The organism is Pseudomonas sp. 67(2021), from assembly GCF_017491835.1.
Classification (GTDB): Bacteria; Pseudomonadota; Gammaproteobacteria; order Pseudomonadales; family Pseudomonadaceae; genus Aquipseudomonas; species Aquipseudomonas atacamensis.
In genome coordinates this window covers 1-16,912 of the sequence record NZ_JAFGYL010000012.1, presented here as the reverse complement: position 1 = coordinate 16,912, position 16,912 = coordinate 1, and the positions used below count along the sequence as shown (strand labels likewise).

At 59.3% G+C, this 16,912-nt stretch carries 17 protein-coding genes; 8 read left to right on the top strand and 9 right to left on the bottom strand.

Going from position 1 to position 16,912, the window contains the following annotated elements; translation table 11 throughout:
* Window positions 1-85 precede the first annotated feature (85 nt).
* The 3 genes from J5M66_RS15880 to J5M66_RS15870 are packed head-to-tail and all read right to left on the bottom strand — an operon-like array spanning window position 86 to window position 5,561.
* The gene (locus tag J5M66_RS15880) at window positions 86-682 is read right to left on the bottom strand and encodes a glutathione S-transferase (RefSeq protein WP_207808642.1); all 597 of its coding nucleotides are present in this window, start codon (window positions 680-682) and stop codon (window positions 86-88) included.
* Window positions 679-4,320 carry an AAA family ATPase gene (locus J5M66_RS15875; RefSeq protein WP_207808644.1) on the bottom strand — a complete coding sequence of 1,214 codons (3,642 nt, stop codon included), beginning with the start codon at window positions 4,318-4,320 and terminating at the stop codon, window positions 679-681. Before J5M66_RS15875 ends, J5M66_RS15880 begins: the two co-directional genes overlap by 4 nt.
* On the bottom strand, window positions 4,317-5,561 hold the full coding sequence (locus tag J5M66_RS15870; RefSeq protein ID WP_056789434.1) for an exonuclease SbcCD subunit D C-terminal domain-containing protein: 1,245 nt from the start codon (window positions 5,559-5,561) through the stop codon (window positions 4,317-4,319). The genes J5M66_RS15875 and J5M66_RS15870 overlap by 4 nt, the downstream gene beginning before the upstream one ends.
* A 267-nt stretch (window positions 5,562-5,828) precedes the next feature.
* Here J5M66_RS15870 and J5M66_RS15865 point away from each other — a divergent pair, with 267 nt between their 5' ends.
* The 8 genes from J5M66_RS15865 to J5M66_RS15830 all read left to right on the top strand — a co-directional run bounded on the left by J5M66_RS15865 (window position 5,829) and on the right by J5M66_RS15830 (window position 9,925).
* Complete coding sequence (locus J5M66_RS15865; RefSeq protein WP_207808647.1) at window positions 5,829-6,305, top strand: hypothetical protein; 477 nt, start codon at window positions 5,829-5,831, stop codon at window positions 6,303-6,305.
* A 427-nt stretch (window positions 6,306-6,732) separates the two neighbouring features.
* Window positions 6,733-7,161 (top strand): hypothetical protein, encoded by a 429-nt coding sequence (locus tag J5M66_RS15860; protein WP_207808648.1) that lies wholly within the window; start codon window positions 6,733-6,735, stop codon window positions 7,159-7,161.
* 12 nt (window positions 7,162-7,173) lie between these two features.
* On the top strand, window positions 7,174-7,410 hold the full coding sequence (locus tag J5M66_RS15855) for a hypothetical protein (RefSeq protein ID WP_223630941.1): 237 nt from the start codon (window positions 7,174-7,176) through the stop codon (window positions 7,408-7,410).
* A gap of 23 nt (window positions 7,411-7,433) precedes the next feature.
* Entirely contained in the window at window positions 7,434-7,796 is a 363-nt protein-coding gene (cdiI, locus tag J5M66_RS15850) for a ribonuclease toxin immunity protein CdiI (protein WP_207808656.1), read from the top strand.
* Window positions 7,797-7,860: 64 nt separating this feature from the next.
* Window positions 7,861-8,202, top strand: a complete 342-nt coding sequence (locus tag J5M66_RS15845) for a hypothetical protein (RefSeq protein ID WP_207808658.1) — start codon at window positions 7,861-7,863, stop codon at window positions 8,200-8,202.
* A 376-nt stretch (window positions 8,203-8,578) separates the two neighbouring features.
* Complete coding sequence (locus J5M66_RS26985) at window positions 8,579-8,749, top strand: hypothetical protein (protein WP_243432850.1); 171 nt, start codon at window positions 8,579-8,581, stop codon at window positions 8,747-8,749.
* Between the two features lie 172 nt (window positions 8,750-8,921).
* Window positions 8,922-9,362: a hypothetical protein gene (locus tag J5M66_RS15835; protein ID WP_136492531.1), complete on the top strand. Its 441-nt coding sequence runs from the start codon at window positions 8,922-8,924 to the stop codon at window positions 9,360-9,362.
* Window positions 9,363-9,505: 143 nt separating this feature from the next.
* Window positions 9,506-9,925 (top strand): hypothetical protein, encoded by a 420-nt coding sequence (locus J5M66_RS15830; RefSeq protein ID WP_207808660.1) that lies wholly within the window; start codon window positions 9,506-9,508, stop codon window positions 9,923-9,925.
* Between the two features lie 135 nt (window positions 9,926-10,060).
* On the opposite strand, the gene J5M66_RS15825 is transcribed toward J5M66_RS15830, so the two are convergent.
* The 6 genes from J5M66_RS15825 to J5M66_RS15800 are packed head-to-tail and all read right to left on the bottom strand — an operon-like array spanning window position 10,061 to window position 16,897.
* Entirely contained in the window at window positions 10,061-11,692 is a 1,632-nt protein-coding gene (locus J5M66_RS15825; protein WP_160769430.1) for a BatD family protein, read from the bottom strand.
* Complete coding sequence (locus J5M66_RS15820) at window positions 11,689-13,425, bottom strand: tetratricopeptide repeat protein (RefSeq protein WP_207808670.1); 1,737 nt, start codon at window positions 13,423-13,425, stop codon at window positions 11,689-11,691. The genes J5M66_RS15825 and J5M66_RS15820 overlap by 4 nt, the downstream gene beginning before the upstream one ends.
* Window positions 13,422-14,501, bottom strand: a complete 1,080-nt coding sequence (locus tag J5M66_RS15815; protein WP_207808672.1) for a VWA domain-containing protein — start codon at window positions 14,499-14,501, stop codon at window positions 13,422-13,424. The genes J5M66_RS15820 and J5M66_RS15815 overlap by 4 nt, the downstream gene beginning before the upstream one ends.
* Window positions 14,494-14,991 carry a DUF4381 domain-containing protein gene (locus J5M66_RS15810; RefSeq protein ID WP_042606790.1) on the bottom strand — a complete coding sequence of 166 codons (498 nt, stop codon included), beginning with the start codon at window positions 14,989-14,991 and terminating at the stop codon, window positions 14,494-14,496. The genes J5M66_RS15815 and J5M66_RS15810 overlap by 8 nt, the downstream gene beginning before the upstream one ends.
* Window positions 14,988-15,932: a DUF58 domain-containing protein gene (locus J5M66_RS15805; protein WP_016774988.1), complete on the bottom strand. Its 945-nt coding sequence runs from the start codon at window positions 15,930-15,932 to the stop codon at window positions 14,988-14,990. Before J5M66_RS15805 ends, J5M66_RS15810 begins: the two co-directional genes overlap by 4 nt.
* A 5-nt stretch (window positions 15,933-15,937) precedes the next feature.
* A complete protein-coding gene (locus J5M66_RS15800; RefSeq protein ID WP_007913915.1) occupies window positions 15,938-16,897 on the bottom strand; it encodes a MoxR family ATPase in 960 nt (319 codons plus the stop codon).
* Window positions 16,898-16,912 lie beyond the last annotated feature (15 nt).

Genomic DNA, 16,912 nt, shown 5'->3' with positions numbered 1-16,912 from the left:
GGACGCTCCGCGTTCCAATGGGACGCAGAGCGTCCCCGGCTGCATTCCCACGCGGAGCGTGGGAACGATCAAGAGGGAGAGAGGGTTACTTCTTCATGACCGAGGTGAACAGCTCAGATTCGAGCAAGCGCTGCAACCAGGCCTGCAAGCGAAGATAAGGCGTCTGCGCAAACCACTCGCGATCAACATGAGCGAACTGTCGGACGAAGGGCAGCAGGGCGATGTCGGCGAGACTGAGCCGGTCACCCAGCAAATAGTCGTGGTCTGCGAGCGTCAGATCCAGATAGTGGGCGATCATCTCGCACTGCATGCGATAGACCTCCATCGGTTGCTCTGGATAACGCTCAGCGTATTTGTAGTGGTTCAACGAAGTCTTGAATCGTTGATCGTTCGTCTCGATCAGCATGTCCATGATGACGTCTGCTCCCGGATCATCCTTGTACAACCAATCATCCGGATCATTCTGCGCCAACGCCCAGCGCATGATCTGCAGACTCTCATCGATCACCACGCCATCGGCATTCAGCACCGGCACGGTGCCCTTGGGTGAGAGCGCGAGCATTTCCGCCGGCTTGTTCTTGAGGCTGACCTCAACGATCTCCACCGGCACGCCCGCATAACGCAGGACCATTCGCGCACGCATGGCGTAAGGGCAGCGGCGGAAGGAATACAGCGTGTTCATTTCACCTCCAGCGTGCTCAAACCATTGCCCTGGCGCCGCACCTGAATCTGCACAGGAATCCGCTCGTGCATTTCCTGCACATGGGAAATCACCGCCACCTTGCGCCCCTGCGCCTGCAAGCCATCGAGCGCGTCCATGGCCAGTTGCAAGGATTCCGGATCAAGGCTGCCGAAACCTTCGTCGATAAACAGCGATTCGATTTTCAGCGTGCTCGACGCCATCGAGGCCAGACCCAGCGCAAGGGCGAGTGATACGAGGAACGTCTCGCCGCCGGAAAGCGAATGCACCGAGCGCAGTTCGTCGCCCATTTCCGTGTCCATCACCAGCAGGCCGAGCATGCTGCCGCCGCGTTTGAGGCGATAGCGTTTGACCAGTTGGCGCAGCTGCGCGTTGGCGTGATGCACCAGCAGGTCGAGGTTGTAGGCCTGGGCGATCTTGCGGAAGGTGTCGCCGGTGGCCGAGCCGATCAAGGCACTGAGCCGCGCCCAGCGTTGGTACTCGGCATAGGCGTCGGCGATCTGCTGGGCCAGCGCCTGATTGGCGTTCTGCCGGCGCTGGTCTTCAACCTGTTCGGCGCGCAGTTCGGCGCACTGCTGTTCGCTGACGGCGAACTGGTTCTGCAGCTCGGCGAGGGCGCTGTCCAGCTGTTCGGCGTCAAGATTGCCGTCCTGCCGGGCCTGGTGATCGAGCAGGCGCTGATCGCGCTCCTGCAACAGGACCTGGGCCTGTTCGATGGCTTTTTCGTTGTGCTGAAGGGTCTGGCGCAGTTCGGTGACTTGCGCGTCGTCGAAGCGCAGCAAGTCCTCGAGGCCGCCGTCATCCAGTTCCGGATGGCTGGCGCGCCAATCGGCGATCTTGCCGGCGAGTGCCTGGTCTTCAGCTTGCAGTGCTTGCAGGCGTTCCTGCTGAGATTTGAGCTCTGCAGCGATTTGCACCAGCTGCGTGCGCACGCTTTGCAGCTCCTCAGCGGTACGGGTTTCGGCGCTACGCGTCTGTTCCACTGCGTGTTCCAACTGCTGCTGCCAATGCTCGGCGTTGCTGTGCTCGCCAAGTAACTGCGCGAGTTTTTCCTGACAGCCTTGCTGTTGCTCGGTCAACGCCGTGAATTGCTGTTCGGCACTGTGCAGCTGCTGAGTGCGCAGCTGCTGGCGATCCTGCTCTTTCTCCAGCGTCTGCTGGCGTTGCTGCTGTTCGCTCAGCTCTTCCTTTTGCTGTTCGAGCTGGGTCAAACGCTCGGCGATCTGCCGGTCCAGCTGCATGAACGTTGCCGCCGGCTCCAGGCGCAAGGCTTCGAGCGTGTCGGCGGGCAGCAGCGGGCCGAACGCGCTGAGTTCTTCCTCAAGGCGCTGACGATCACTGTTGAGTTCATGCTGCTGATGGCTCAGCTGTTGCGCCGCTTGCTGATGCGCCGCTTCAGCCTGACGCAATTGCTGCGACAAGCGCGCCGCGTCCTGTTGCAAGGTGAGCAGGGCGCTCTGGCGTTGTTCGTCCTGAGTGATGCTCTGGTTCAATTGCTCGGTCTGGCGGCTGAGCCAGGCGTCGCGTTTGTCGGCGTCCTGATTGAACAGTTGCGCGGCCAGCGGATGCGCGTCGAGGCTCGGGGCCAGGGCTTGTTGTTGCGCCGCGAGTTGTTCCTGTTGCTGGAGCAATTCTTTCTGTTGTGCGATCACGCCACCGACTTCGCCGCGCAGTTCGATCAGTTTTTCCTTGAGCTGATCGACCACTTGCTGGGCGTTGGCCTGTTCGCTTTCATCGTGACGGCCAAGGCTTTGCAACAGCGCTTCGGGCTGGTGATAGGGATGCTCGTTGCTGCCGCAGACCGGGCAGGGTTGATCGTCCTGCAACTGCGCGCGCAGCTCTTCGACACTGGCACTGCGCGCCAGCCGCTGACGTTCAAGCAGTTCGCGAGTGACATTTAGGGTCTGCTCGGCGACGGTCAGTTCGGCCTTGGTTTTCACCCCGTCCTGGGTTAGACGTTCACGTTGCTGCTGCGCGTCGAGCTGGCGTTGTTGCAACTCGGCGCTGCGCTTGTCCAGATCCTGCTGAGACGCCCACAGGCGCGCCAGATCTTCGATTGCGCGCAGCTGTTTGCGGTTGTCCTGCAGCAAGGTGCCAAGCAGGCCGATCTGTTCGGCGACTGCGTCCGGCTCTGCGCCGGCTTCTTTGAACAGCACTTCCAGTTGCTGTTTGTGCGAGGCCAGTTGCTCAGCATTGTGCGCGGCGTTCTGTTCGAGGGACGCCAGTTCGCTCTGGCCCTTGTTCAAGCGGTTGCCGATCAGCATCAGCTGTTGCAGACGATCGCGATAGGCGCTCCAGGCATCGCTCAACGGCGCCAGATGCGCACTCTGCTCAAGCTCCGCGGCGATGCGTTGCAAACGCGCGGCGACTTCTGTCTGCTTTTCCTGCAAAGCCTGAATCGCGCTCTGGCCATCCTTGAACGCTTGCTCGGCCGCTTGCCGGGCTTCGGCACTGCTGGCGGTGTCCTTGATCAGGCGGGCGAGGGTGCTTTGCTCTTCGAATGCCTGACGCAGCAACGGCGCATTTTCGCTCTGGCGTTGTTGCGCTGCGCTCAGGGCGACTTTCGCTGCGCCGAGGTTCTGTTCCAGCTCCGTCTGGCGTTCGCCCAGCGCCGCGTGTTGTTGGGTGTGCGCGGCAATCTGCGTCGCCAGTGGCGTGAGCAGCGCATCGAGCTCAGCCTCGCGCGCGAACTGATGACGCTGCGGGCCAAGCTGTTCCAGACGCGTCAGTTTTACCCTCTCGCCGGCCAGTGCCTGCCATTGCTGTTGCGCGGTTTGCAGTTGTTCGCTGGCCGCTTGCTGCGCTTCCTGCAACAGACGCAAATCCTTCAGCCAACCGTGTTGTTGCTCAAGTTGTTTGAGCTGCGCCTGTTGCGCCTTCATCTGTTGCTGCGCGGTGTTGAAACGCTCGTCGAGTTCGGCACGAGCTTCCGGCGCCAAAGGCGTCACACCGGTAGCCTGATCCTGCAACAGCTTGTGCGCTTCGCGGGCTTCTTTGGTCTTGTCGAAGGCGCGGCGGCCGAGGCGGGTGTACAGCGCGGTGTCGGTGAGTTTTTCCAGCAGTTCACTGCGGTCGTTGTCGTCGGCCTTGAGGAACGCGCTGAACTCACTCTGCGCCAGCAGCACAGCGCGAGTGAACTGTTCAAAGTTCAGGCCCAGCGCGGCTTCGAGCTGGGTTTTGTATTCGCCTTTCTGGCTGGCGAGCAGTTGATCCTGATCGATGTCGCGCAGGCTCTGCCGACTGGCCTGGAGTTTGCCACCAGCCTTCTCGCGAGCGCGATTGGCTTCCCAGCGCGCGCGATAGCGGCGGCCATCGACGCCGACAAAATCCACTTCGGCATAGCCTTCACCGGTGCCGCGTCGCAGCAAGGTGCGCGGGTCGCCAGTGGCGATTTCACCATCAGCATCCGGGACTTTCGCATCACGGCCGGTGTTGTTCAGACGCGGCACAGCGCCAAATAGCGCCAGGCACAAGGCATCGAGCAACGTGCTTTTGCCGGCGCCGGTGGGGCCGGTGATTGCGAACAGACCGGCGCTGGCCAGCGGTTCAGCGGTGAAATCAATCTCGAACGGCCCGGCCAGCGAGGCGAGGTTCTTCAAACGAATGGCGAGAATCTTCATGGCTGCTCGCCCTCCAGTTGCACGTCCTGCAGCAGTTCAGCGAAGTCCTTGAGCGTCTGCTCGTCGACCTCGCTGCCGTAATTGTCGAGCCAGGCGCGGCTGAACAGTTCCTGCGGAGTGAGCTGGTCGAGTTCGATCAACGTGCTGCCATCATCGCTGCCATCGGCGCCACGATTGCCGGCGTATTCAGCGGCGATGCGCACCAGTCGCACGGCTTTGCCTTGCAGTGCGGTTTCCACTTGATGGCGCAGATCCGGCTGCGGCTCATCGAGGCGCACGCGCACTTCGAGCCATGGCTGGCGCTGGGTTTCGGCGAGCAGATCGATGTTCGGCAGGTCGGCCAGTTGCAGCAGAATCTCGGCCAGCGGCGCCGGGCCGATGCGCTGCAGATTGACCGAGCGCGGGATCAGTTTCGGCTCGACGCTGACCAGTGTTTCACCGTCGAGGACCACATCGAGAATCTGATGCTGATAACCGATTTCGGAGAACGACAGCGGAATCGGCGAGCCGCTGTAGCGGATGCGCTCCTCGCCGTTGACCTTCTGCGGCTTGTGCAAATGGCCGAGGGCGACGTAACTGATGCTTTCGCCGAACAGGCTGGCGGGCAGGGCTTCGGCATTGCCGATGATCAGGCTGCGCTCGGAATCCTCCGACACCGAGCCCCCGGCCATGTGCGCGTGGCTGATAGCGATCAACGCCTGCCCGGGCTGGCGCTTGGCATTCGCCGCCGCGATCAGCCATTCATGCACCTGACCGATGCCACGCAGATAGTTGTCGCCCAGATGCGCGCCGGTGACTTCCGCCGGGCGCAAGAATGGTAGCGCCAGGCACCACGCGGCGATTTCTCCCTGGGCATTCGGCAGCGGCAGCAGCAGGCGCTCGGCATCGAGTTGCCCGTCATCCAGCCATAACACACGTCCCAACGCGTGAGTGCGCAAACGCCGCATCAACGGCGCCGGCAGCTCGATCCGCGAGCCGGAATCATGGTTGCCGGCAATCATCACGATGGTCAGCAGCGGCTGCTGTTCGTGAGCGCTGACGATGAAATCGTAGAGGCGTTCCTGCGCTTTGACCGGCGGATTGACCGTATCGAAGATGTCTCCGGCGATCAGCAGCACATCCGGCTGCGCCAAGTGCAACTGGCGCAGCAGCCATTCGAGAAAACACGCGTGCTCGAAATCGCGCTCCTGGCCGTGCAGGTTTTGCCCAAGGTGCCAGTCGGAGGTGTGGAACAGACGCAAGGTGGACTCCGCTACAGAAAAGAGGTGATGGCCGCAGATGAAATGAGGGCGGCGAAAGAGGGGAGAGTTTACAGATTATTGCGCCGGTGGAGCTTGTCCCAGCGGAACGCCGCAGGGCATTTCGACGATTCGCTCGTTGACGCCCTTACAGCGGCTACCTAATATCGAGCCATCGTATTGATATCATCTCAGTCGCAAGCGTTACGTCCAGTCTTCAGCGTTATTCGATAAAGCTGACGCCCGAAGATCGAGTGGGGAGCCAATGTAATGCAAGTGATCAACTCTATACCATGGGTTATCGACACAGAACCCTTCGACACATGGAAGCAGCAGTGGTCGAATCAGGAAGGCCTGGATATTCATTCGTATATCAACGACCAATGCCACCCGGAACAGATATTGATATTTTCCACGTTGCTGTTCCCGACGTTCATCGTGTCTGAGGGAGGCGTCTTCCTCGAGCGGAATTTTTCACATGAAGCGTTCGCGCGCTGCGTGAACCTGGCCGCTGGCGACATGGCGGAGGTTGAGCGGCTTATGAATTATGTGAAAATTTATGATGTTTTTGGCCAATTCGGAAATGGTGTATCGCCCAGAATATTTCTTCAACTGTGCGAGATGATCGGGTTTGCCTGGCGAATGGTGTTGAAGGAGAAATTCCCGGACACATTATTCACTGTCGAGGTGTCGAACTCGGATGAGGATTACGGCCCGGTGGTTACGTTTTATCAGGTGAAACAATGATTGATCCCTTCCCAACACTCGCTGATGAAAGATTTTTTGTTTTGATGTGTCCGCCTCAAGACCGTGGGCGTTTTTTTTACATTTCTTGAGTTGAGCCACCAATACAATGCCTAAATTTTCCTGTGTGTGCGGTCAGATAATCAATTTGTCTCATGGTACTTCCGAGTTAGAGTTTTCAATGGTTGCCGAGCGAAAGATAGATGAGCTGGGTGCTGCCTTGGCAGACCGTTGGTTGTCTGAGGAAGAGTTCTATCAGAAGATAGGTGCGGGTGCTACTACTGTTTATCGATGCAATAAATGCGGGCGACTACATATTGATCAAGGTGGCGGAAACTTTTCTTCCTATATTAAGGAACTATGATAGAGCGCGCCCACACGCTTTCGGGTAAGAGTGGGGACTGGATTGTTCGCCAGCAAGAGGCTTCAAATGGACTTTTCAATTGCGGAGTACGGAGCGGTCGGCCCTTTGAATGGCAAGTTGTCCAGAGGACAAGTGCGCGACATTCTTGGAGCCGGTTTCGAAGTGTTCTGGAAAACAGCTGACTCCTTGAATACTACGGATGCTTATTTTCAGCTCGACCTTCATGTCTACTACGACGCGCGAGATATGGTTAAAGGGGTAGAGTTTTTCGAAAGAAGCACGGTGTCCTGGAGCGGGCACAAGCTGGTAGGCGAAACATCCACGGACGTGTTGGCTTTGTTTCGTCGCCACGGTATTGACCCCGTCATTGACGATGACGGATTTGAAGTCGGTGAGTTGGGTATGGGGTTTTACGTTGACGATCACGACGACTTGATCACCACTTTATATATCAATCTGCGCCGCGAAAATTCATTCAACGGCGTCGTGTTCTAACAGGAGCCAGAGATGATCATCTGCCCAAGATGTCAGCAGGATTACATTGTCTGTGCCCATGTCAAGGCCACTGGCAAAGAATTATTCATGTGCCCAGAGTGCGACGCTACCTGGTTTTCAATTGAGGCGATCGGCGTTGCGCCTTTTCTGGATTTTGGGACTTATATGGAAAGCATAGGCTTGTCGATGCTGTGGGACGAGTTGGACATTGTTTCCGGTTCAGAAGACTCAAGAAATGACAGTGTATGATCCGGCAATGAAGTGAGGTTGTTATGAAGGAGCTGTTCGGTCAGCCATACCGCCAGTCAGACCCTTATTGGATTGTCAAAGGGTATTTTGACAGGATGTATGATGATGGCCGTTTCATCGAGGCGGCCGGCTATATTGTGAGGCGTTGGGGGTTCAGTGTTGATGGAGCATACTGTAACTTCCCTGATGTAAATAGCTCATTTGAAGAGGGCCATTTCGAAGGAGTGGAGTTTTCTTATGGGTATCCCTCTAGCGATGCAGACACAATTGTTGTCAGTGAAGAGGTTTGCATGGAATACCTTCGGCTAGCTTGTGATAAATACCTGCAGCGTCATCCTGAAAATAAGGCGGAAGTCGATGTTCTCTTGAGTGAGAGCCATGTCTGATAAGTAAAAATGTGCCATTTGTCCAGTGCAGCCAAAAGTTATCCGATCAAGAGAAAGTTGAAGGATGAAAGATTTCGAGTCAGTAAAGAAACTGATTATCCAATTGGTGAAAGATAAAGCCGGTGATTTTGATGGTGACAGTTGGGAAGCTGATTACAAGCTGAACTGGGAAGACGAGTTAGCGGAAAGGCTAGCAAACGCTTTCTACAATATGTCCAGAGCGGCATCCGCCAAAGAAAATACAGATGATGTCATGTTGAAAGCCGCGTTGCTGAATTCACGAACGGACTTCATGGATCTCGCCAATTTTTTCAGGGACATCTTCGACGATTTGGATGCACTGCTGAGGAAGCCAGTCTGGCCGGATATTCCAGAGGGATTTAATTATCAGGGCTACCACCAGTGAGTTATCCATAGGTGCAGAATGCGACGACATCGGGTCTTTAGTAAGGGGCGCGGGTCAGGCTGAAAGGGGACAGATTTATTTTAGGAAATAAATCTGTCCAATTTTTTGCTTCCAGATAACAGAGGTTACGTAGTGGGCAATGCCACAAGAGATGGGCTCGATATCAAAGTTGTTTATGACACGGTTCTTAATCGTGTTGTAACAGGTTATCCAGTGAATGTGCCCAAGAATCCAAAATTATGAGTAGGGATAATGTCTTTGTTGAAGAAAGTCTCACAGCGCTCTTGGAGGAGCTTGAATCTCAGCCCGAAATGGCGATCTTCTTTGCGTCAGGTATATTGGGTTATGAAGATACATTATCCAATATAGAGAATGGTTGGAAGATGATAGCGAATATGGTTTGGCATACGAAGTGATGGTGTCCTTACTTGAGCGTTTTGATTTCAAGATTTCAGGAAAGTCAGCCGTCAGGTTGCTGGAAGTAGGGCTGTATTTCGGTTACAAGACCGATCTTGAAAGTGACCGTGATCTCGATTGGAGAACTTGATTTAAATTTTAGGCGACTTCTTGATCTCATTTCCTTTCACGCAGACGAGGTCTGAGGCGTTTGGAGGAATAATGGGACAGACCACGTTTAAATAAACGTGGTCTGTCCCCTTTATCCTTTTTACCATTTAAATAAACGTGGTCTGTCTCGAGGGATCAAAGGTATTGAATTTATGACAGTTGAAAATGAAGAAGGCCATCTCCTTACTGTTATTGCTGAAATTGGCGTATTGGAGTGGCAAAAGTATCAACAGCGTTTTCCAAAAGTAAGGGTTGGGAATGAAATGCAGCGGGAGGATCATTCTGCGCTGCCACCCTTCATCGCTTTCAGGTTTGAGTGTATTAGCAACGTTGATATCGACAAGTTGAAGGTCGCCGTGGAAGGCTACAGGGGGGGGGTAGCATGGTCGCTTGTTGGCCGGTCACGCGAAGGGCTGCCTGGGATTAACTGGATGATTGCACCGTCAAGGTTGTGGGGCGTGGATGAATGTGCTTTGCAAGTAAACATGACGGCAGCGGTCTATTTGTCCATTCATGAACCTTTGCTTGGTCCAGTGGCGTACGAGGATTTAATTGGACTGACGGAATATGTTCGTTCTGTGTTCGATCTCTGAGGATAACGGGATAGACCTCGTTTAAAAAACGTGGACTGTCCCTGAGGGATCCTTTAGTCGCTTGGAGTTGGGTCGTTGCAGTGAGCATTGGCGTATCAACTAACTTCAGATTTGCCCTTCAACCAGGAAAAGTTCAAGAAGACATGACGAAGATTTTCAGATTTTTGGGGGGCGGGGACTTGGGATTGATTCGCGCTGGTATGACGCGAGATGAATCCCGAACGGCCCTGGGTGGCGGTTTTGAGGCGTTTTTCAAAACCGAAGATTCGGCAGTGCCGACTGACGCTTATGATGACTTGGGCGTTCATGTGTACTTTGATGACAAGCTCATAGTCGTTGGTGTCGAGTTTTTTAAGTGGAGTAAGCTTTTCTGGGATGAGCAGAACCTGGTCGGTGAAGATGCCTTGGTGGCTCAACAATTTCTGTCCAGGCGAGGAGAAGTTCTGGTCTTCAATAGCTCAGGATTCAATGTCATTGACGTGGGCTTGAGATTTTATGTACCTGACTTTGAGGAAGACAATGCCATCATCGAAGCTGTATATGTCGAACTCACCTGCGGGTAAACGGGGACAGGCCATGTTTAGCAAGTTACTCCGAAAACGTAGTCTGTCCCCGTTTTACGTGCCAAAAGTGGGAATCGATTCGGAGAGTTCGGCGGTTGCCGTGACCTCCGCTCCGAATCCCGAGGGTGACGGGACCTACTTCGGATAAAGCGGCGGCAATCCACTCTCACTCACCGGATCCTGCACTCGCTCCGCCGCTGGAATCGTTCGGATCGCCCGCCACAAATCCTCACCCTGCCAGTGCTGTCCCGTCTCGCTGTACAGCGCTCCATTCAACCCATCCAGCGCATCCGACAACGGCACAAAACGCGCGGCCATGTCCGCCAACGTTTCCGGCTGTTGCCGCGCCCAGGCGTCCAGTGCCTGGCGGGTGGCGTGGGGGTCGTTGGCCTGGCTGGCGCGTTTGATGTCGTCGAGCAGGGTGCGCGGGCTCGGGCCGGTCTGGGCGGCGCGGTGGATTGCCGGTTGCCAGCGGGCGCGCCACCAGAGGCCGAAGCCGAGCAGGGTGGTGCAGGCGAGGATCAGGGTGCTGAGTTTCCACCACCACAGGGTGTCGTTGTCGGGCGCGCTCGGTTGCAGGGTGCCGGCCGGGGTGTCGATTTGCAGGCTGGGGTTGTTCGCCACTTGCAGGGTGCGCGCGGGCAGGCTGCTGTGTTCGAGGTGGTCTTCGAAGGTGTTCCACCAGACTACGTCGACGGTTGGCAGGTCGATCGCGCCGCTGCGGCTTGGCACCAGTGCTTCGCGTTCTTCGCGGCTGCCGATGATGCCACGATCGCTGCTCTGGTTGCTCAGCACCGGTTGGTCGGGGTAGCGGCGCAGGCCGTTGACGTCGGTGGCGGGCAGGGCTGGCAGTTGCGAGCTGGCGAGGCCTTCGACTTTCAGGGTCAGGCTGCGGGTGAGGGAATCGCCGACCTGGGTGTGATCCGGTTCCGGGCTCCAGCTTTCGCTGAGGCTGAGGTTGCGCGCCGGCAGCCATGGTGCATCGACCGGGTAGGTCAGCGGTTTCGGTTTGACCGTCAGCGGAATCGACGCCGAGCTGACGCGCATCAGTTTGCCGGGCTTGGGCCCCGAGGCGTCTGCTGATGGCGCGGTATCGACCAGCGTGGCGCTGAACGTCTGCGGCGCGATGGTCAGCAGGCCGCTGTGTTGCGGATAGATCGCGTAGCGCATCTCGATCACGCCGTGGCGCAGACCGTTGATGTCTTTCTCGTAGGTGCGCGTGTCGCCAAGTTGTTCGATGCGCGCATCGGCAATTTGCAGCGGGCTCAGGCTGCTGTCGTCGTACAGCGAAACCGAGTGGTAGATGCGCAGGGTCAGTATGGCCTGGGCCTGCACGTAGACGCTGGTCTGATCGAGGCTGGCTTCGATGAACACCGGATCAAGGCTGTTGTTGTCTTCGCGGTTGTCGCTGGCGATCACCTGCACGGTGATCGGCTGGCTCTGTGCTTCGCCCAGTTGCAGCGGCGGAATCACGACGCTGCCGTTCTCTTTCGGCAGCAGGGTGATGATCCAGCGTGTGGTCGCGCGGTTGTCGCCGTTGAGGGTGTTGAGCTGGTTGACCTGGCGCGTGCCGCGCACTTCAAACAGCGCTTCCAGCGCCGACAGATCGGGCTTGCCGAACTGGGTGACGTCGTCAGTTTCGAGGGTGAGCTCGACCGTCTCGCCGGAGTTCAGGCGACTGCGATCCACGCTGGCGGTCAGCTCGGCCGCCTGAGCGGTGGCCGTGCAGATCAGCAGGGGCAGCAAGAGAGCGGTGAAGCGGGTCATCGATTGTTTTCCTGATCCTGATGTTGTTGCTGTTCGTACCAGAATTTGCGCCTGAGCAGTTCGCCCGGGTCGTCCGGGATCTTGCCCAGCCATTGCTCGAGCGCCTGACGCTGCTCGCCTTCGAGGTTGTTCTCGCTCGGGCGCAGGGTCGGCACCGTGTCGGTTTCCTCTTCCTCGTTGCTGCCGGGGATTTCATTGGGGCCGGGCAGCGGCGGGGCGGTCGGCGGCGGTTCGCTGGCCGACTCGGCCGGTTGCGCCTCGCTCTGGGTTTCGCTGCTCACCGCCGGAGGGGGCGCGGTAGTGGGCGAAGGCTCATCGCCGGGCAGACTTTGTTCGTTTGGCTGGTTATCCGGTTCGGGCGGCGGCGGGGCGTTTTTCTGCTTCAGCAGGTTTTCCACAAGCGCCTTGTTGGTCTGCGCCGGACGCAGATCCGGTTGCAGTTCCAGCGCCTGTTCGTAGGCATCGATCGCCGCTTCCAGCTCGCCACTTTTGGCCAAAGCGTTGCCACGATTGTAGTGGGCGCGGGCATCGCTGCCCTCGGCGAAGCGCTGAGCGGCGCCACTGTAGTCGCCGGCCTCGTACAACGCCACCCCTTGCCACTGATGATCGTCAAAATGCTGCGCGGCTTCGGCCGGGCGTTTCTGCTTGAGCAGGTGCAAACCCTGCTGGTCGGGGCGCAGCCACAAATCTTCGAAGTCGAAAGCGTAGCTCGGTTGCGGCAGGCACCACAGCAGCGGCAGGCAGAACAGCCAACCACGGCGCCCGGCACACGCCGCCAGCAACAGCAGTGGCAGCAGCAGCCAGTAACCCTGATCGGCCCACGTGTCGAGGCGCACGGTCTGGCCGTCGTCGCGCAGGCTGCGCGGGCCGTTGAGCAGACCAAGGGCGCCAAGATCAGCCTCATCGAGTCGCGCCGGGTGATACTCACCGCCGACGCTGTTTAGGAATGTCGCCAGGCCCGGGCTATCGAGTTGTGGCACGCGGATCGCGCCTTGCTCGTCCTTGAGGAAACTGCCGTCCTCCTGGGCGATCGGCGCACCTTCGGCGGTGCCGATGCCGAGCATCAGCAGTTGCGTCGACTCGCCATTCAGCGCGCGGCGGATACCGCGCCGTTCTTCTTCATTGAGCGACGAACCGATCAGCAGAATCCGCCCCTGTCCCAGCGCACCTTGCTTGAGCAAGGCCAATGCTTTGCCCACGGCCAGATCGGCGCGGTGGCCGGCTTCCGGCATCAGCGACGGCTTCAGCGCGTCGAGCAGATTGCGACTGGTGGCCAGATCATCCGACAGCGGCACCAGCGTGTGCGCGCTGCCGGCATAGACGACGATGGCGGTCTGCGCATCGCTGCGCGCCTGCAACAGGTCGAACAGCTTGCGCCGCGCCTGTTCGAGACGCGTCGGTGGCGAGTCGGTGGCGAGCATCTCCGGGGTCAGTTCGAGCACGACTACCAGCGGGTCGGCGGGTTTCTGGCTGGTCTGTTCGACGCGCTCCCAGCTCGGCCCGAGCAAGGCCAGAATGGTCAGCAACCACGCCACGCCAAGGGCGACCCACGGCAGTTTGCTTTGGCACCCGCTGCCGCCACTGAGCAGCGCAGCGTGAAATGCAGGCGGCAGAATCATCTGCCAGCGCCCGGCGCGTTTCTGCCGGTGCCAGAGTTGCCAGAGCAGCCAGCCGAGCAGCGGCAACAGCAGCAGCCACCAAGGGCGGAACCAGTGCGGCCAGAGCGCGATCATCGGCGCCTCCGCAGGCGCAAACGCTGCAAGCGCTGACGCCAGTCCGGCAGCGGACTTTGCAAATACAGTTGCTTGCTGAACAGGCGTTGCAGCGGATTGTCCGGCCACAGTTCGCGAACGACCAGCAACAGGCTCAACCACAGCGCCAATGCCAGCGGCCAGTGATACAAGGCTTGCGCCGGACGTGCCTGAGTCGGTTGCTGGGTCACCGGTTCGAGCTGATCGAGGGTGTCCTTGATCGCTTGCAGCTCCAAGCCGTCGTGGGCGCGGAAGTACTGGCCGCCGGTGATTTCGGCGATGGCCTTGAGCGCCGGTTCGTCCAGATCAAGGCTCGGATTGACCCCGAGCAGGCCGGTCGAGCCGCTATCCTCGGGATTGGCGCCGATGCCGATCGGGTAGATTCTGACGCCTTCACTGGCGGCCAGTTTTGCGGCGGTCAGCGGATTGATTTCGCCGCCGTTGTTGGCGCCGTCGGTGACCAGAATCAGCACGCGACTTTGCGCCGGGCGCAGGCGCAGGCGTTTCAGGGCCAGGCCGATGGCATCGCCGATCGCCGTGTTCTTGCCGGCGATGCCGATCCGCGCCTCGTCGAGCCACACGCGTACGGTGCGCCGGTCAAAGGTCAGCGGCGCTTGCAGGTAGGCCTGACTGCCGAACAGGATCAGGCCGACGCGGTCGCCGTCGCGGCTTTCAAGGAAATCGCCGAGCAAGTGCTGCACCAGCGACAGGCGACTGACTTCCTCGTCCTGCCATTGCATGTCAGGAAAATCCATCGAACCGGACACGTCCACCGCCACTAGCAGATCACGGCCACTGGCGGCTATCGGCAGCGGTTCGCCGAGCCATTGCGGGCGCGCGGCGGCGATCAGCAAAATCAGCCACAACAGGATAAATGGCGCCTGCTGCCGCCAGGCCGGCAAGTTGGCGCGGGCGCGGCGGCGGGCGAGGCCTTCGAGGTCGGCGAGGAAACTCACTTTGAGCGCCGGCTCGCCGCTGTCGGCCACCGGCAGGACAAGACGCATCAGCCACGGCAGCGGCAACAGCACGAAGATCCACGGCCAGGCGAACTCAAACATGTTTGCGAATCCACGTGTCGACCGCTTGGGTCAGGCCGGCGATGGCTTTGTCATCGAGTTTGCATTCCGGTTTGTACGCGCCTTCGACCAGCACCATCCAGCGCGTCAGGCCGGCAGCCGGGCAGCGGTTGTCAAGGAAGGCCAGCCATTTGCGGCCGTTGAGGGTGTGGCTCTGGCTGTACGGATAGTGGTTGCGGCACAGGCGTTTGAGCAGGCCGTTGAGTTGTTGCAGCCAGGCACCGGCCGGAGCGCCGTCGTAAGGCTTGGGCATTTGCGCCAGTTCGGCGAGCGCGGCGATGCGTACCGGGTCCAGTGGTTGCTCGGCGCGCACCACGGGGCGTTTCTTCATCGGAATGAAGCGGCGCAACTTCCACACGGCAAAACCCAGCAGCGGCAACAGCAGAAGTAGCAGCCACCAGCCCGGCGCCGGCGGCCAGAAGGCGATCGGCGGCGGCGAGATCAGCGGTTGCAGTTGTTCGAGGCCGTTCATCGACCTTTCCCCGGACGCTGCGGGTTGAGGAACTCGCGCATCTGCTCGACCATTTCGCTCTGCGTGCTCAGCGGCATCAGCAACACCCGCAGCTTTTGTGCGAGCAGCTCCCAGCGAGCGATGCGCGCTTCGGCCTGGGCGCGGTAGGTCTGGCGCAGGTCGAAGTTCAGCGTGTCGATTTCCAGTTGCGCGCCACGCTCGGCGAAGCGCAGCAGGCCGGCAGCGGGCAAAGCGTGATCGAGCGGATCGGACAGCGGCAACATCAGCAGATCACAATGCCGCGCCAGCAGGCTCAATTGCTGCTCGGCGCTGTCGGACAAAGCGCGTTCATCGCAAATGACGATGGCCAGACTGCCCGGGCGCAGCACTTCCCTCGCGCGGCGCAGGGCCACGCCGAAGGCATCGCGATCCGGCTCGCGCTCGCTGTGCAGCGACTGATTGACCTTGACCAGACGGTTGAGCAATTGCAGCAGGCTCTGCTTGCTGCGGCGAGGCTTGATTTCATAGTGCTCGTTGTCGCCGAACACCAGCCCGCCAACGCGGTCGTTGTGCCCCAGCGCAGCCCAGCCAATCAACGCCGCGACCTGCGCCGCCAGTACCGACTTGAACATCAGCCCCGAGCCGAAAAACAACCGCGTGCTTTGCTCGACCATGATGAAAATCGGTCGCTCGCGCTCTTCGTGGAACAGCTTGGTGTGCGGTTCCTGCGTGCGCGCAGTGACGCGCCAGTCGATGGTGCGCACATCGTCACCGGCCTGATACACCCGCACCTGATCGAAGTCGACGCCACGGCCACGGAATTTCGAGTGATGCAGGCCGATCAGCGGGCTGCGCTGACTCGGCGTGGAAAACAGTTGCACCTCGCGCACGCGGTGACGCATTTCGATCAGCTCGGCGAGGCTGATGCGGATACCGGGTTCGGAGGGCAGGGCGGCGTTCATGGGGGTCAAGCGACGGCGACGACGTCGAGAATCCGCTGCACCACGCGATCCTGATCGATGCCAGCGGCTTCGGCTTCGAACGACAGAATGATGCGGTGGCGCAACACGTCGAACAGCACGGCCTGAATGTCCTCCGGGCTAACGAAGTCGCGACCGGCCAGCCAAGCATGGGCGCGGGCGCAGCGATCGAGGGCGATCGAGCCGCGCGGACTGGCGCCGTAAGCGATCCACTCGGCCATTTCCGGATCGAACTTGGCCGGGTTGCGCGTGGCCATGACCAGTTGGACCAGGTATTCCTCCACGGCGTCGGCCATGTACAAACCGAGGATTTCCTTGCGCGCGGCGAAGATCGCCTGCTGGCTGACCCGACGCTCGGGCTTGGTCTCGCCATTCAACGCCTCGCCACGGGCCTGTTGCAGGATGCGCCGTTCGACAGCGGCGTCGGGGAAGCCGATCTTGACGTGCATGAGGAAACGGTCGAGCTGGGCTTCCGGCAACGGATAGGTGCCTTCCTGTTCGATCGGGTTCTGCGTGGCCATCACCAGAAACAGCGGCGACAGCTCATAAGTGCTGCGCCCGACGCTGACCTGACGCTCGGCCATCGCTTCGAGCAAGGCCGATTGCACCTTGGCCGGCGCGCGGTTGATTTCGTCGGCCAGCACCAGGTTGTGGAAGATCGGCCCTTGCTGGAAGACGAAACTGCCGGTTTCCGGACGGTAGATTTCGGTGCCGGTGATGTCGGCCGGCAGCAGGTCGGGGGTGAACTGAATTCGATGGAACTGGGCTTCGATGCCCTCGGCGAGTTCTTTGATCGCTTTGGTCTTGGCCAGACCGGGAGCGCCCTCGACCAGCATGTGGCCGTCGGCGAGCAGGGCGATGAGCAAACGCTCGATGAGTTTTTCCTGGCCGAGAATCTGCGTTGAAAGAAAGGTTCGCAGCGCCAGCAGCGCTTCACGATGTTCCATCGGTGACTGTTCCTG

Excerpts from the sequence above, each read along its gene's own strand:
- J5M66_RS15875 (WP_207808644.1), bottom strand. The coding sequence starts at position 4,320 with ATGAAGATTCTCGCCATTCGTTTGAAGAACCTCGCCTCGCTGGCCGGG.
- J5M66_RS15860 (WP_207808648.1), top strand. The coding sequence starts at position 6,733 with ATGGACTTTTCAATTGCGGAGTACGGAGCGGTCGGCCCTTTGAATGGC.
- J5M66_RS15830 (WP_207808660.1), top strand. The coding sequence starts at position 9,506 with ATGACGAAGATTTTCAGATTTTTGGGGGGCGGGGACTTGGGATTGATT.
- J5M66_RS15865 (WP_207808647.1), top strand. The coding sequence starts at position 5,829 with ATGCAAGTGATCAACTCTATACCATGGGTTATCGACACAGAACCCTTC.
- J5M66_RS15800 (WP_007913915.1), bottom strand. The coding sequence starts at position 16,897 with ATGGAACATCGTGAAGCGCTGCTGGCGCTGCGAACCTTTCTTTCAACG.
- J5M66_RS15825 (WP_160769430.1), bottom strand. The coding sequence starts at position 11,692 with ATGACCCGCTTCACCGCTCTCTTGCTGCCCCTGCTGATCTGCACGGCC.
- J5M66_RS15835 (WP_136492531.1), top strand. The coding sequence starts at position 8,922 with ATGACAGTTGAAAATGAAGAAGGCCATCTCCTTACTGTTATTGCTGAA.
- J5M66_RS15805 (WP_016774988.1), bottom strand. The coding sequence starts at position 15,932 with ATGAACGCCGCCCTGCCCTCCGAACCCGGTATCCGCATCAGCCTCGCC.
- J5M66_RS15810 (WP_042606790.1), bottom strand. The coding sequence starts at position 14,991 with ATGAACGGCCTCGAACAACTGCAACCGCTGATCTCGCCGCCGCCGATC.
- J5M66_RS15855 (WP_223630941.1), top strand. The coding sequence starts at position 7,174 with ATGATCATCTGCCCAAGATGTCAGCAGGATTACATTGTCTGTGCCCAT.
- J5M66_RS15815 (WP_207808672.1), bottom strand. The coding sequence starts at position 14,501 with ATGTTTGAGTTCGCCTGGCCGTGGATCTTCGTGCTGTTGCCGCTGCCG.
- cdiI (WP_207808656.1), top strand. The coding sequence starts at position 7,434 with ATGAAGGAGCTGTTCGGTCAGCCATACCGCCAGTCAGACCCTTATTGG.
- J5M66_RS15880 (WP_207808642.1), bottom strand. The coding sequence starts at position 682 with ATGAACACGCTGTATTCCTTCCGCCGCTGCCCTTACGCCATGCGTGCG.
- J5M66_RS15820 (WP_207808670.1), bottom strand. The coding sequence starts at position 13,425 with ATGATCGCGCTCTGGCCGCACTGGTTCCGCCCTTGGTGGCTGCTGCTG.
- J5M66_RS15845 (WP_207808658.1), top strand. The coding sequence starts at position 7,861 with ATGAAAGATTTCGAGTCAGTAAAGAAACTGATTATCCAATTGGTGAAA.